Annotated in this window: 16 protein-coding genes; 7 read left to right on the top strand and 9 right to left on the bottom strand. The window is 63.0% G+C overall.

Features of this window, described 5'->3' with window-relative positions; all coding sequences use genetic code 11:
- Positions 1-50: 50 nt before the first annotated feature.
- The gene (locus tag Q8R81_RS11415; RefSeq protein ID WP_371135357.1) at positions 51-923 is read left to right on the top strand and encodes a 3-hydroxyacyl-CoA dehydrogenase NAD-binding domain-containing protein; all 873 of its coding nucleotides are present in this window, start codon (positions 51-53) and stop codon (positions 921-923) included.
- Between the two features lie 67 nt (positions 924-990).
- The gene (locus tag Q8R81_RS11410) at positions 991-1,305 is read left to right on the top strand and encodes a hypothetical protein (RefSeq protein WP_305617897.1); all 315 of its coding nucleotides are present in this window, start codon (positions 991-993) and stop codon (positions 1,303-1,305) included.
- A 3-nt stretch (positions 1,306-1,308) separates the two neighbouring features.
- Here the strand turns inward: Q8R81_RS11410 and Q8R81_RS11405 are convergent, their stop codons facing one another.
- Both Q8R81_RS11405 and Q8R81_RS11400 read right to left on the bottom strand, forming a co-directional pair.
- The gene (locus Q8R81_RS11405; RefSeq protein ID WP_305617895.1) at positions 1,309-1,545 is read right to left on the bottom strand and encodes a hypothetical protein; all 237 of its coding nucleotides are present in this window, start codon (positions 1,543-1,545) and stop codon (positions 1,309-1,311) included.
- 76 nt (positions 1,546-1,621) lie between these two features.
- A complete protein-coding gene (locus tag Q8R81_RS11400; protein ID WP_305617893.1) occupies positions 1,622-1,801 on the bottom strand; it encodes a hypothetical protein in 180 nt (59 codons plus the stop codon).
- 106 nt (positions 1,802-1,907) lie between these two features.
- Here Q8R81_RS11400 and Q8R81_RS11395 point away from each other — a divergent pair, with 106 nt between their 5' ends.
- Both Q8R81_RS11395 and Q8R81_RS11390 read left to right on the top strand, forming a co-directional pair.
- Positions 1,908-2,345 (top strand): thermonuclease family protein, encoded by a 438-nt coding sequence (locus Q8R81_RS11395; protein WP_305617891.1) that lies wholly within the window; start codon positions 1,908-1,910, stop codon positions 2,343-2,345.
- A gap of 43 nt (positions 2,346-2,388) precedes the next feature.
- Positions 2,389-2,721, top strand: coding sequence for a hypothetical protein (locus tag Q8R81_RS11390; RefSeq protein ID WP_305617890.1), 333 nt, complete (start codon positions 2,389-2,391; stop codon positions 2,719-2,721).
- 3 nt (positions 2,722-2,724) lie between these two features.
- Here the strand turns inward: Q8R81_RS11390 and Q8R81_RS11385 are convergent, their stop codons facing one another.
- Entirely contained in the window at positions 2,725-3,360 is a 636-nt protein-coding gene (locus tag Q8R81_RS11385; protein ID WP_305617888.1) for a TetR family transcriptional regulator, read from the bottom strand.
- A 170-nt stretch (positions 3,361-3,530) separates the two neighbouring features.
- Here Q8R81_RS11385 and Q8R81_RS11380 point away from each other — a divergent pair, with 170 nt between their 5' ends.
- Complete coding sequence (locus tag Q8R81_RS11380) at positions 3,531-5,270, top strand: bifunctional UDP-sugar hydrolase/5'-nucleotidase (RefSeq protein ID WP_305617886.1); 1,740 nt, start codon at positions 3,531-3,533, stop codon at positions 5,268-5,270.
- Between the two features lie 303 nt (positions 5,271-5,573).
- On the opposite strand, the gene Q8R81_RS11375 is transcribed toward Q8R81_RS11380, so the two are convergent.
- The 4 genes from Q8R81_RS11375 to Q8R81_RS11360 all read right to left on the bottom strand — a co-directional run bounded on the left by Q8R81_RS11375 (position 5,574) and on the right by Q8R81_RS11360 (position 8,613).
- Complete coding sequence (locus Q8R81_RS11375) at positions 5,574-6,221, bottom strand: hypothetical protein (RefSeq protein WP_305617884.1); 648 nt, start codon at positions 6,219-6,221, stop codon at positions 5,574-5,576.
- A 252-nt stretch (positions 6,222-6,473) separates the two neighbouring features.
- Entirely contained in the window at positions 6,474-7,310 is an 837-nt protein-coding gene (locus Q8R81_RS11370) for a DUF1295 domain-containing protein (protein WP_305617882.1), read from the bottom strand.
- A complete protein-coding gene (locus Q8R81_RS11365; RefSeq protein WP_305617880.1) occupies positions 7,307-7,912 on the bottom strand; it encodes a lysophospholipid acyltransferase family protein in 606 nt (201 codons plus the stop codon). Before Q8R81_RS11365 ends, Q8R81_RS11370 begins: the two co-directional genes overlap by 4 nt.
- 44 nt (positions 7,913-7,956) lie before the next feature.
- The gene (locus tag Q8R81_RS11360; protein ID WP_305617878.1) at positions 7,957-8,613 is read right to left on the bottom strand and encodes a ferritin-like domain-containing protein; all 657 of its coding nucleotides are present in this window, start codon (positions 8,611-8,613) and stop codon (positions 7,957-7,959) included.
- A gap of 107 nt (positions 8,614-8,720) precedes the next feature.
- Between Q8R81_RS11360 and Q8R81_RS11355 the strand changes: the two genes are divergently transcribed.
- Together Q8R81_RS11355 and Q8R81_RS11350 are read left to right on the top strand one after the other, a co-directional pair.
- A complete protein-coding gene (locus tag Q8R81_RS11355; protein ID WP_305617876.1) occupies positions 8,721-9,140 on the top strand; it encodes a DUF983 domain-containing protein in 420 nt (139 codons plus the stop codon).
- 105 nt (positions 9,141-9,245) lie between these two features.
- Positions 9,246-10,652 (top strand): sugar porter family MFS transporter, encoded by a 1,407-nt coding sequence (locus Q8R81_RS11350; protein WP_305617874.1) that lies wholly within the window; start codon positions 9,246-9,248, stop codon positions 10,650-10,652.
- 155 nt (positions 10,653-10,807) lie between these two features.
- On the opposite strand, the gene Q8R81_RS11345 is transcribed toward Q8R81_RS11350, so the two are convergent.
- Positions 10,808-12,100, bottom strand: coding sequence for a cytochrome P450 (locus Q8R81_RS11345; protein ID WP_305617872.1), 1,293 nt, complete (start codon positions 12,098-12,100; stop codon positions 10,808-10,810).
- A gap of 24 nt (positions 12,101-12,124) precedes the next feature.
- A complete protein-coding gene (locus Q8R81_RS11340; RefSeq protein ID WP_305617870.1) occupies positions 12,125-13,687 on the bottom strand; it encodes an acyl-CoA synthetase in 1,563 nt (520 codons plus the stop codon).
- Positions 13,688-13,908: the final 221 nt, after the last annotated feature.

Genomic DNA, 13,908 nt, shown 5'->3' with positions numbered 1-13,908 from the left:
CGCCTCGCTACGCGCCTTTCTGCATAGCTATTCACAGGCGAGGAAATCACATGATCAGGACGGTTGCGGTCATCGGTGCGGGCCAGATGGGCGCGGGCATCGCGCAGGTTTCGGCGCAGGCGGGCATGAAAGTGCTGCTGGGCGATGTGTCAGTGGAATTGGCGGAAAAGGCCAAGGACAAGATCGCCAAGGGCCTGTCCAAGCTGGTCGAGAAGGGCAAGGTCGACGCGGCGCTGGCAGCGTCGACCGTGGCCAACCTTCACGCCTTTTCCGATCACGCGGCGCTGGCCGAGGCCGATCTGGTGATCGAAGCGGCGACCGAGCGCGAGGACATCAAGCACAAGATCTTTGAATCCGCGGGCAAGCATCTGGCCGCGCATGCGATCATGGCCTCTAACACCTCGTCCATCCCGATCACGCGCATGGCTGTGTCCTCGCCCGATCCGCAGCGCTTTATCGGCATTCACTTCTTCAACCCGGTGCCGCTGATGAAGCTGGTGGAGGTCATCCCCGGCCTTGCCACTTCGGTTGCCACGATTGAATCGGTGCGCGATTATGTGGCCGCTATCGGCAAGGAAATCGTGCTTTCGCAGGATGAGCCGGGCTTCATCGTCAACCGCATCTTCGTGCCGTTCATCAACGAGGCGGCGTTTGTGCTGGGCAGCGGAACCGGGTCGGTCGTCGACATCGACAAGGGCGTGAAGCTGGGCCTGAACCATCCGATGGGGCCGCTGGAACTGGCGGACTTCATCGGGCTGGATACCTTGCTTGAGATCATGAAGATCTACCTCGCGTCCACGGGTGACCCGAAGTATCGCCCCGCGCCGCTGTTGCAGAAGTATGTCGAGGCAGGCTGGCTTGGCCGCAAGTCAGGCCGGGGCTTCTATGACTATTCGGGGGATGTGCCTGTCCCCACGCGATAGGAGCGGAACAGGCGGGCAGGAACGGGTTTGCAGGCAGGGCGTAGTCTCCTCAACAAGGAGATGCATCGTGATCGACCGTGAAACTATTGCACCTGAAACCGTCAACACCGAACAGGAAGACGGCGACGCGCAAGCCCAGACCGTTGCAGACGAAGCCATTGCCCGCGCCACAAGCGTGTTGGGCGAACAGGGCGAAACCGAGCGTGCACCGGGCGGCGAGGACGATTCAGGCGGGATGCCCGATCTGGTCGATCACATGAACCAGATGGTCAGCAGCGGCGTGATCGACATGAGCGCGTTCCGGGGCGAGCGCAGCGACGATGACGAGGAAGGCATGCTGGGCGAGGGCGGCATCGACGACGACACACCGCGCGGAAGCTGAAACCTATTCGGCAGGTGCGGTATCGTCGGGCGCGTTTGGCCCTTCCTGCTTGTCCAGCGGAATGCTCTCGGCATTCGGGTCTTCGACGGGCAGGGGGTCAGACGACACGGTGACGCTGTTGGCGGAACCTGGATCCGGGTTCTTGCGCGCCTCGCTCACGCCGTTGAACACAAGCGCCGCAAAGCCGATCACGCTGATGGCCAGCACCCAGGCCGCAGTGGTGTGACGTTCTGAACTCATGCAGATATTCCCCGAATCGGATGTAGAATTGCCTGCCAGAGGTTAACTTTCGCCAAAAATCCTGCCTTATGGCGCGCTATTTTGCCGGGGTGTCTTTTGCCCACGGATCGGCATGGGCTGCCTTTTGCCGGTGTGAGGCATGGCCGGTTTCGTCAGCGGATGGGACCACGGACCACGCAAACAGCAGCATCGACCCTGACCACCACAACGCTTTCCAGCGGCTGGCAAACACAGTGTTGAGGCGCGGGCTGAACATGCGCCAAGAATGCCACGCAGAGGTTATCAAGGCGTTACCCTGAGCGCGGCTACTTAGTGCCCATACGGAGGCGCGTTCTCCTTTCGTTTCATGCAGATTCAGGCGCATGAAGCCTTGGATACCCTTTGCCGCTGTGGCCCTTTCCACCATCCCTCACGGTGCTTTTGCCGCCCCAACTGCCGACGTTGAGCAAGCGCGCTTTGACGTGTGCCGGCCGGGGCCGCGCGTCACTTGCGTGGTGGATGGCGACACCTTCTGGTACGCGGGCACCAAGTTCCGCATTGCCGACATCAACACCCCGGAAACCTCGCACCCCGGCTGCGTGGCCGAGGCTGAACTGGGCGCGCGGGCCACGCGGCGGCTGGTGCAACTGCTCAATGCCGGGCCGTTCACGCTGGAAGTGCAGGGCCGCCCGACCGACCGCTATGGCCGCGCGCTGCGCGTCGTCACGCGCCGGGGCAGCAGTCTGGCCGAACCGTTGGTGGCCGAAGGGCTGGCCGAGCGGTGGAAGGGCAAGCGCGGCGACTGGTGCGCGGCGGCCTGATGCGGTAACTTTCCTCTCTCATGGGTTGAGGGGAGGCGATCTGGTGTTGTTCAGGGTCTATCTGGTGGCGGCTTGGTGCGCCTTGGTGGCTTTTACCGGCGTGGTCATGGCCGCACACGGCGGTAATCTTTTTCCGGTGTTCTTCGGTGACATTGCCGCGGGCGGCTGGCCCGGGCAGTTCAACGCCGATTTCATGACCCTGCTGGGGCTGTCAGGCCTGTGGTGCGGTTGGCGCGGGAAGTGGACGCCGCTGGCGCTGGTTCACGCCTTGGCAGCATTCATCGGCGGCGGGGTGGTGGTGATGGCGACGCTGCTGGTGCTGCACGTGCGCCACCGGGGCGACATGCGCAAAGTCCTGCTTGGCGCGCAGGCCTGATCTTCAGGCAGCGCGCAGGCCGGTCATCGCCTTCGCGCCGCGATCCGTGGCGGACAGGCCGTCGAACACGGCGTCGATGATGCGGGCCAGCTTGTCCTCGTTCAGGCGCTCCATGAACATGATCATGGTGTTGAGCGCGCAATAGGGAGCGCACATCTGGTTCACCAGACTAATCGTTTCATCGATGTCCAGCCCGGCAAATGCGCCGTCGCTCATGCCTTCGCCGATGATTTCGCCAAGGTAGTGGTCGGCCAGATCGATATAGCTGCGCACCTGTTCGAAGTAGTCGTAACCCACTTCGATATAGGTCTGCAGCTTGACCGGATCGTCCTCCCACTTCTTGCGCATCGCCACGAAGCGGCGGGCGAAGAATTCGAACATCTTGCGGCGCGGGGGCAGGTCGCTGGCCAGCACGTCTTCCATGATGGCGACCATTGGCTGGAACCAGTGGTCGGCAATCGCCTCCATCAGGGCTTCGCGCGTTTCGAAATAGCGTGAGAGGTGCCCTTGCGACATTCCGGCGCGCGCGGCCAGTTCGGACAGGTTCAGGCCCGAGCCGCCGCGCTCCTCGACCATCGCTTGCGCAAGATCGACCAGCCGCGCGCGGGTGGCGTCTTTTTCGTTGCCGGATAATGCCATTGCGTGCGTTGCGTCCTGCGTCTGGGGTCTTTTGCCATTGTAGTGATGGCGGCAAGCGCAGGCAATGTCTGCGCATACGAAGAAAGAGGGCCGTGGTGCCTTCAAAGCATAACCGTGATCGGCTAGGCCGAGGGCAACCGGTTGCACCCGATACAAAGGCCGTTCCGTTCATGCCCACGCCGCTTCGTTCCGTCCTTGCTCTCCTGCTGCCCGGACTTCTGGCCGCCTGCGCCGCGCCAATGGCGAGCAATGCCCCGGTAGAGCCGGTTGAAGTGGGCATCGTTGGCCTCAATGATTTCCACGGCAGCCTTGAACCGCCGCGCCAATCGGTCAACGTGGCCGATGGCAAGGGCGGGTTGATCGCGGTTCCGGCGGGCGGCGCGGCGTGGCTGGCATCGGCCATCGATTCGGTCCGGGCCAAGCATCCGCGCTCGATGACGGTTTCGGCCGGAGACATGATCTCCGCCTCGCAACTGGCGTCCTCGCTCTATCTCGATGAACCGGCCATCGGCGTGATGAACCGCATCGGGGTGGACTTCAACGCGGTGGGCAATCACGAATTCGACAACGGCCAGCAGGAGTTGCTGCGCAAGCAGACCGGCGGGTGCGAGAAGTTCACGCCCAAGGAACCCTGCGCGCTGGAGAAGTTCACCGGCGCGACGTTCAAGTACCTCGCCGCCAGCACCAAGCGCGTCGATGGATCGACGCTGTTTCCGGCGACCGGCCTCAAGACCTTCGGCTCTGGCCGCAATGCTGTCACGGTGGGCGTGATCGGGCTGACGCTGAAAGGCACGCCCAATCTGGTCAATCCCACCGGCATTCAGGGCCTGACCTTCGAGGACGAGGCCGACACGATCAACGCCGCTGTGCCCTTGTTGAAAGAGCAGGGCGCGGACGCCATCGTCGTGTTGATCCACGAAGGCGGGCGGACCAAGGGCGAGCCGAACCCGCAAGGGTGCGAGAACTTTGCCGGAGACATCCGCCCGATCCTCGACCGGCTGGACACCCGCGTGGACGTGGTCGTTTCGGGCCACACGCACTGGGCCTATGTCTGCGATTATGCCGCGCTCAATCCGGCCAAGCCGTTCCTGCTGACCAGCGCGGGCGTCTATGGCGAATTGGTCACCGATATCACGCTGAAGATCGATCCAGTGGCGGGGCGCGTGGTTTCGAAGAAGGCCGAGAACGTGATCGTGCAGTCGGTGCCCTACACCTCGTCACGCGGGCCGCTGGCCAACACGCCGCTGTTCCCGCAGTTTCAGCCGCGCGCCGATGTGGCGGAATATGTGGCGAAGTACGTAGAGGCATCGAAGGCCTATACCCAGCGCCCCATCGGCAAGCTGGACCGCGCAGCGCCCAAGGCCGATGGCCCTGAAGGCGATGCCTTGCGCAACCTGATCGCCGACGCGCAACTTGGGGCCACGCGCGACAAGGGCGCGCAGATCGCCTTCATGAACCCCTTCGGCATCCGCGCCGCGCTGGTCCCCGCAGCAGACGGCACGCTGACCTTCGGCGACATCTACTTGTGCCAGCCCTTCGGCAACAACGTGGTGACGCAAAGCATGACCGGCGCGCAGATCAAGGCCGTGCTGGAAGAGGGTCTGGACGACACTGGCCCCAAACAGGCGCTCGCCCCCTCCACCGGCTTCGTCTTCACTTATGACCCGGCGCGGCCTTCGGGCGACCGCATCGTTTCGATCACGCTGGACGGCAAGCCGCTGGATAAGGCGGCGACCTATCGCGTGACGGTGAACGGCTTTCTGGGGCTGGGCGGCGATGGCTTCTCGGGCTTCGTGGGCAAGCCCGACACGGTGACCGGGCCGACCGACATCGACGCGCTGGAAGGCTGGATCAGGGCGGTGCCGGTGCGCGGCGTGCCGCAGGAGGCGCGGGTTGTGGTGAAGGGGTGAAGGGGTAAATCGCTCACGCACACACTCGTCATCCTGAACTAGTTTCAGGATCCATTTTGCCGATTAAGCTGCCGCTTGTTGCGAGAAATGGACCCTGAAACAAGTTCAGGGTGACGGGAAAGGGTAAGCTTGGTTCGCCGTTATCCTACCCCGCATTCGGAGTGCCGCTGGCGGCTTCCGGCGCGTCGCTTTCGACTGGGCATGGCTGATTCTGAGCGGATTCCAGCTATCCATACATTGTGACCCCTGACTTGATCCGGGGGTCAACTTTTCCTTGTTGGCTCGCGGGTTAACTGATGTGGTTCAGGCGATCTGGCACCGCTTCAACTTAAACACTTCTCCCATGCCGATCTCAATCAACGCTTGAGCAAGCGCATCACTCACGAATATCCTGTAATGGACAGCCTCCTCGAACCACAAATCCGGGCCAACTAACGCCCGCGAGGATACTACAACCTCCCCCTCAGGGCGCAGCTGATTGACCTTCCAGACTTGCAATCCACTAATCTTATCAACAAAGAACTTCTGCGCATCCTCACATTGCTCCGGGAGCAGACTGTTCTTGATGCAACCAAAATTGAGCAAGAAAAATTCACCGGGATAAGGTGTCTCCAGATCAGCTTTGAAAATCGAAAACGGAATCAATCCGCCGTCGCCAAGATCGAAACGTGACAAGACTTCCGCAAGCTTACCTTTGACGACGTAAACCCCACCGCCACATGTAAAAATGTCTTTTACCTTCTTGAAGCTCTTTTCATCCCATACGGCAGCAGCTTCTGGCAATTCATTACGTTCAAGTGCGTGCCCTTGCGCATAGCGCTGCATCGCCGCACGAACTTCAGCCGGCGAAAGCGGTATCTCGAACCTGGCAGGCTGCCACGGGTGACCGAAAAATTTCGAACGTAGCCCTTGCTTATTCCCAATATGCGGGTTGCTCAGCAAATTGCTCATCCACACGCCGCCACTCCTGCCGATACCTTCCGATCCTGAACTGTCCTGCGTGCGGTCACGCCGCCATTTCCCGAACACCACCGCCTAAACCCTCATCCCTGAAACCAATGCCGCCGCAGCCATAGCACCGCCGGTACCGATGCCACGCCAAGCCCGGCAAACAACACGGTCGCGCCTGCCCGACCAAAATTGCCCACGCCAAGATCCTCGACGACAAAGGCGTCGTTTCCTGAACGATAGATTTTGGCAGCCCTACCCCCCCTTCGGCCACCAAGGCACAAACCCCGAAGTCCGCTCCACGTATGCCTTATACCCCGGCCGCCGCTCTTCCATACCCTTTTCCAGCAGCGGTTTGCCCGACCATTTGGTCAGTGTGAACGTCAGGAACACCGGGCCGATCACGCTGGCCAGCGCGACCCAAAGGCCGGCGTCGGCGGCGGCGAGCCAGATGCCCCACCAGACGCAGGCGTCGCCGAAGTAATTGGGGTGGCGGGTGTAGCGCCACAGGCCGGTCTGGAGGACTTTGCCCTTGTTGGCGGGATCCGCGCGGAAGGCGTTCAGTTGCGCATCGCCCACGGCCTCGAACACGATGCCGACCAGCCACAGCGCGGCTCCGGCCAGGGCCAGAGGCCCGAGCGGTGCAGGGGCGGGGCTGGCCAGCACGCCCAGTTGTGCGGGCAGGCAGGTGATGAACAGCAGCAGCGCTTGCGGGGCGAAGACGAACTTCAGTGCGGCAGCGGCGAACTCGCCCTTCGCTTTGGCCTTGCCCAGCATTTTGGCATAGCGCGGGTCTTCGCCATGCCCGCGCCAGCGGGTGTAGAGGTGCCACGCCAAGCGCGCGGCCCAGATTGCGGCCATCGCGGCGATCAGGCTGGCCCTTGCGCCGGGGCCTCCCGGCACGTGCAGCCACGATATCAGCGCCAGCATGCCCATTCCGCCGCCCCACACCGCATCGATGAAGCTGACATCGCCGATCTTCACCGCCACGCGCCACAGCGCCAGCATTCCCAGCACCAGCACGGCGGCGTTGAGGCCGAGCGCGCCCCAGAGTGTGGGGCCGTGGGTGAGGAAGTGCAGGTCTGGCATCATGCAATCTCCGGCAGGCTTTTCAACCCGCGCCCCGGATGGCGGGGTGTGACTTTGCTGTAGAATTCGAACAACTTGCGCATGTCTGCCGCATAATCGCCAGATGGCCAGATGGCCGGGCCAAGGCCGCCGGTCTTGTTGCCATAGTCCATCATGCCGATCACGATGGGCACGCCCGCCTTCAGCGCGATGTGATAGAACCCGCTGCGCCACTGGCCTACCTGGCTGCGCGTTCCCTCGGGCGCGATGGTGAGCATGAAGCGGTCGCGCCGGGCGAATTCTGCCACCATCGCATCGACCACGTTGCGCCGCGCCTTCCGGTCTATCGAAACGCCGCCCATATCGCGCATGAAGCCGCCCAGCGGCCAGCGGAACAGGCTGTCCTTGGCCATGAAGTGCGGCTTCAGGCCCAAGTCTTCGGTCAGCCCGATGAAGTTGACGAAATCCCAGTTCGACGTGTGCGGCGCGGCCACGATCACGCAGCGGCCATCGGCGGGCGGCGTGCCGTGCGCTGTCCACCCGCGCTTGCGATAGAACCACACCAGCACTTTGCGCACCATGCGCGATAGCAGGCTGGGCCTGCGGTCTGTGATTGCCCCGTCCATCCTTGTCTCCCCGGCGGCAAGTTAGCGCGGGTGCAACGCTCTGTCTAACCCGTCAACGCATCCGGCCATTCGACCATGCGCGGGGTAGAGCGCCGCAGGAACAGGCTGGGCAGCTTTACCAGCATCAGCGACTTGTGAATCCAGTAATCGGCCCAGCGTTCGCGCCACTTTGCCTTGGCGCGGCCCTGTGTGTCGAGCCAAGCGGCGTAGGGCATCCAGTGGTCCGGCTCGTCCTTTTCCACCACTTCGAAGATGCGCTTCATCGCTTTGTCCGAACGCACGTGGCGGTTGCCGAGCAGGATCTCCACCTGCCGCATGCCGCGCTGTTCGGTGAGCATGATGACGCGGCACAGCTTTTCAAAGGCATCGGGGCTGGCGATCACGCCTTGTGTGTCCAGATCGTCGATGCTGCAGCCGAAGACCTTGAAGATAAAGCGATCTATGTGGCCGCAGGTGCTGTCAACCGCTAGCGGCATGTGCCCGCGCAGTTCGAACCAGCGCTTGAACATCACGTAGTGCTTGCGCTCGTCGGCGCGGTGCTTGGCGATGGCGGCGATGAAGGCGGGATTGTCGGGGCAGCGCTGGCGCACGGCGTCCAGCACCCGGTCCAGCGAGGTGTATCCGCGATGCTCGTTATAGAGATAGATCGATGCGAGCACATCGAGGAACCGTTCGCGGAAGCTGTTGAGGGGGTTTGGCACCGAATGACAATCGCATGACGGCCGCTTTCGTTCCATCTGTTCGTTAGGACTTGCCTTGGCGGGGCAGGGGCATATGGCGATCCGGTAGCTAATCGGGACGCATCGGCATGGCCTTTTTCACGCAGAATCCGAAGTTTGACTGGATCTTCCGGTCCGGCCTCAAGGGCACATGTCCGCGCTGTGCCAAGGCTTCGATGTTCAACGGCTGGCTCAAGCTGCAGAAGACCTGCCCGGGATGCGGGCTGGATTACCAGTTTGCCAATGCCGATGATGGACCGGCGTTCTTCGCGCTGTGCATCACCGCCTTTCCGCTGACGTTCTTCGTTGTGTGGATGGAAGTGGTCTATTCCCCGCCGTGGTGGGTGCATGTTCTCACGTCTGTGCCGATCCTGGGGCTGGGCTGCCTTGCCACGCTGCGCCCGTTCAAGGGCTGGCTAGTCGCCTCCCAATATGTGAACAACGCCATCGAGGCGGGGACCGAAGGCCTGTGGGCCAAGCTGAACGCGCGGGATAACGGCGAGGGCTGAGGCTTGCGCTAACGGGGCTTGCGGTCTGTGCCGTTAGCGGTATCAATCGGGGCTGCACCGGGAGTGCCCGCAAGGCGCTGATGAGAAAAGCCGTTGGGAGAGAGCATGTCGCAAGCGCCTCAGGATCGGGTCAACATCGGCTTCATCGGCCTGATCGTTGCAGTCGCCACGATTGGCGGCTTCATGTTCGGATACGATTCAGGCGCTATCAACGGCACGCAGGACGGGCTGAAGCACGCCTTCGGGCTGGGCGATGCAGAGCTGGGCCTGACAGTCAGCTCGCTGCTGCCGGGCTGCGCGCTGGGTGCGTTTCTGGCGGGGCGCTTTGCCGATATCTGGGGCCGCCGTGCGGTGATGATGATGGCAGCCGCGCTGTTCGTGCTTTCGGCGCTGGCGTCTGGCGCGGCACCTTCTGCGCTGGTGCTGGCGATTGCGCGGTTCTTTGCCGGCGCGGCGGTGGGCGCGGCGAGCGTGCTGTCACCGGCCTATATCTCTGAGGTGACGCCTGCGCACATTCGCGGGCGGCTTTCCAGCGCGCAGCAGGTGATGATCATTTCGGGCCTCACGGGCGCGTTTCTGGCCAACTACTGGCTGGCAGGTGCTGCTGGATCGTCGCTAGGTGTGTTCTGGGGCGGGTATCCGGCGTGGCGGTGGATGTTCTGGGTGCAGGCGCTGCCCGCTGTGCTGTTTCTCGTCACCCTGCTGCTGATCCCCGAAAGCCCGCGCTTCCTTGTCGCCAAGGGCCGCCATGATGAGGCACGCGCAGTGCTGGCCAAGCTGTTTGGTGCAGAAACGGCCGACACCAAGCTTGCCGAAATCCGCGCCTCGCTGGCCGCAGATCACCAGCCGAGCCTTGCCGATATCCGCAAGCCCGGCGGCGGCTGGCGGCCGATCGTGTGGGTGGGCATCGGGCTGGCCGTGTTCCAGCAACTCGTCGGCATCAACGTGGTGTTCTATTACGGTGCGGTGCTGTGGCAGGCGGTCGGCTTTTCCGAAGCTGACGCGCTGAAGATCAACATTCTGTCAGGCGTCGTGTCGATTGCGGCCTGCCTCGTTTCCATCGGTCTGGTCGACAAGCTGGGGCGCAAGCCGCTGCTGCTGATCGGCTCTGCGGGGATGACGGTGACGCTGGGCGTGCTGGCATGGTGCTTTGCGCAGGCCTCCACCGGAGCGAATGGTGCGCTGGTCCTGCCCGATGGCGTGGGCACCATCGCGCTTTATGCCGCCAACATCTATGTGGTGTTCTTCAACATGAGCTGGGGTCCGGTGATGTGGGTCATGCTGGGCGAAATGTTCCCCAACCAGATGCGTGGATCGGCGCTGGCGGTGGCAGGCGCGGCGCAGTGGCTGGCGAACTTTGCGGTGAGCTCCAGCTTCCCGTGGATGGCAGGGAACATCGGACTGCCGGTGACGTATGCGGCCTACACGCTGTTTGCGGCGATCTCGCTGGTGTTCGTGTGGACCTCGGTCAAGGAGACCAAGGGCAAGGAACTGGAAGCGATGGAAGGGTGATTGCGCCACCGCACCCCTGACACACCGCCCCAAACCAAGCGCTCCCCCGCGAAGGCGGGGGCCTCAGGAGGTTTACACAGGGGTTGTGTCAGGCGGCCTGAGGCCCCCGCCTTCGCGGGGGAGCGCTGTCTTTGAAGGCGGTGTTGTGGTGTTGGTCAGGCAGCCTTCCACCGCATCGGCAGCTTCTTGAACCCGCCGACAAAGGTGGAGTTCACCCGCGCCGGTTCTCCCGCCAGTTCAAGGCTGTCCACCCGGTCCAGCAGCACATCTAACAGCACCCGCATTTCCAGCCGCGCCAGATGCAGGCCGAGGCACTGGTGCGATCCGGCACCGAAGGCGGCGTGACGGTTGGCGGGGCGTGTCGGGTCAAAGGCGCGGGGGTTGGGGAACTGCGCCGGATCGTGGTTTGCCGCCACATAGTTCAGCATCAGCCAGTCACCGGCAGAGATCTGTTGTCCCCCAAGCTCGGTATCCGTGGCGGCCGTGCGCATGAAGTGCTGGACCGGGGTGGTCCAGCGGATCGCCTCTTCCACGATGCCCGGCAGCAGGCTGCGGTCGGCCTTGGCGCGGGCGAACAGGTCTGGATCGCGGGCGAGGGCCAGCGCGGCCCCTGCGGACGAGGCCGACGTGGTATCGTGCCCGGCACTGGCGACGATGATGTAGTAGCCCGCCGTATCGCGGTCGCTCATCGGTTCGCCATCGACCACGGCATTGGCGATGACGGTGGCCACGTCTTCGGTCGGGTTCTTGCGCCGCTGCGCCGCAAGTCCGGCGAAGTAGCGTTCGAATTCGGCCACGGCTCCTGCCACGATGGCGCTGATCTGTTCAGGCGGAAGGTTTTTCAGGCCGGACTTGTTCATGTCCTCGTCCTGCCCGCCGAACATCTGCTGGGTCAGGAACAGCATCTTGGCTTCATCTTCCGGGGGCACGCCAAGGATCTGCATGACCACGTGGAGCGGATAGGGCGCGGCCACCAGCGCCATAAAGTCGCCCTCTTCTCCAGCGCCCAGCATCCGGTCGACGGCCTCATTGGCGATCTTGCGGATTTCGCCATCCAGCTTTGACAGGTTCTTGGGCATGAACCAGTCCTGCGTCAGGCGGCGCAGTTTGGGATGCTTGGGCGCATCCATCGCCACCAGCGATTCCACCAGATGCGGGCTGCCCCCGGTGATCGAGCGGGCCAGCGCATCGCCCACGCGCACGGTGAAGACGGCGGACTTCGGGTTGTTGAGGAACGTGGCGTTGTCCTTGCTCGCCTTCATCACCTCGTCAAAGCCGGAAACCAGCCAGAACGGTTCATGCACATCGTCGGGATCGACCACGCGCGCCACGGGGTTGGCCGCGCGCAGTTCATCGAACCGGTCTAGCAGCGGCTCCCACGCGCCGTAGCTTTTCGGATCGATCACGGCCCGGCCTGTATCAGCCGAAAGCACTGGAACACTTGCCATAATCCTGTCCCTGTTCCTGTTGGTTCAGACCGTTGCCGTCTGTGCAGCCTCGTAGGCCTGCTTGTATTCATCGCGCAGCAGCCGCTTGAACAGCTTGCCAGTGGGTTCACGCGGCAGTTCGGCGCGGAAATCGATCTGGCGCGGCATCTTCACGCGTGAAAGCTGCGGCCCCAGCCATTCGGCCAGTTCCTCCGCCAGCGCGGGGCCTGCCTCTGCCATGTCTCGCGGTTGGACCACGGCGACGACCTTTTCACCCATGTCTGGATCGGGCGCGCCGATCACGGCAACGTCTGCCACCTTGGGATGCGTGACGAGCAGGTTCTCGATCTCCTGCGGATAGATGTTCACGCCGCCCGAAATGATCATGAAGCTCTTGCGGTCTGTCAGGAACAGATAGCCGTCCTCGTCCACCCAGCCCACATCGCCAAGACTGGTCCAGCCGTGGCGGTTGGTGGCATCGCGGGTCTTGTCGGGATCGTTGTGGTAGGTGAAGGGACTGCCGCCTTCGAAGAACACTTGCCCCTCGGTGCGCGGTGGCACTTCATTGCCTTCGTCATCGCAGATGCGGATGGTGCCAAGGATCGCGCGCCCGACCGAGCCGGGGCGTTTCAGCCATTCATCGCTGGTGATGAAGGTAAAGCCATTTCCTTCAGTCCCGGCGTAATATTCGCGCAGCACCGGTCCCCAGTTGGCGATCATCGCCTGCTTCACCGGTACGGGGCAGGGCGCGGCGGCATGGATTGCGCACTTCAGCGAAGAGGTGTCGTAATGCGTGCGCACATCGTCTGGAAGTTTCAGCATGCGCACGAAATGGGTGGGCACCCACTGGCTGTCGGTCACCCTGTAGCGCTCGATCAGTTGCAGCGCGTGTTCGGGATCGAACTTTTCCATCGCCACCACTGTCCCACCAAGCCGGTGAATGGTCATCGACCAGCGCAAGGGCGCGGCGTGATACAAAGGTGCGGGCGAGAGATAGACGGCATCGCCGGTGATCCCGAAGGCCTGGCTTGCAATGCCGATCAGCGAATTGACCGCGCCAATCTCAGGGTCTTCGGGCAGGGGGATGCGCACGCCCTTGGGCTTGCCAGTGGTGCCCGAGGAATAGAGCATGTCGCACCCGGCGCGTTCATCGGCGATGGGTGTTTCCGGCATCGTTGCCAGTGCCGCATCCAGCGAAAGCGGGCCATCGGTGTCAAAGCGCAGTTGCGCAACATCGGGCGCGAGCTTTGTCACTTCGTCCAGCAACTGTGCGGTATAGGCCGATCCGATCAGCAACCGGCTGCCGCTGTCGCCCGCGATATAGGCGATTTCCGGCGCGGCGAGGCGGCTGGATACCGCGACATAAACCAGCCCGGCGCGCTGTGCGCCCCAGGCCAATGCAAAGAAGTCTGCGCGGTTTTCCAGACACAGCGCGATGGTATCGCCGATCTGCAACCCGCGTGACCGCAGCAACTGGGCAAACTGGTTCGATTTCGCCTCAAGCTCGGCATAAGTCACCACCTCGCCGCTGCCGCCCATGATCACGGCGGGGCGATCCGGATGGGTCGCCGCATGATACTTTGGATGGAACTGCCCAATTGCCTGCACGGCCTCGTCCTCTCGTTCGGGCAGACTCAGGCTGCCTCTTTCGCGCAGACTTTAAGCGATCAGTTAAGCGGTGCAACCGCGATTTGCTCCGAGGTGTTCCTGATGCCCGGTCAAAACGTGTCCGATTGCCTCTCCGTGCGGTGATCCGCCAAGCCGTAAGGGCAAGTGGGCTTGGCGGGGGCGCGTGGTGTGGGCCGCAAAAAGTGCCGATTGCGTGCGGC

This window comes from Novosphingobium sp., from assembly GCF_030696665.1.
GTDB lineage: Bacteria > Pseudomonadota > Alphaproteobacteria > Sphingomonadales > Sphingomonadaceae > Novosphingobium.
The sequence above is the reverse complement of the archived record's forward strand: the minus strand, read 5'-3'. Positions and strand labels throughout refer to the sequence as shown.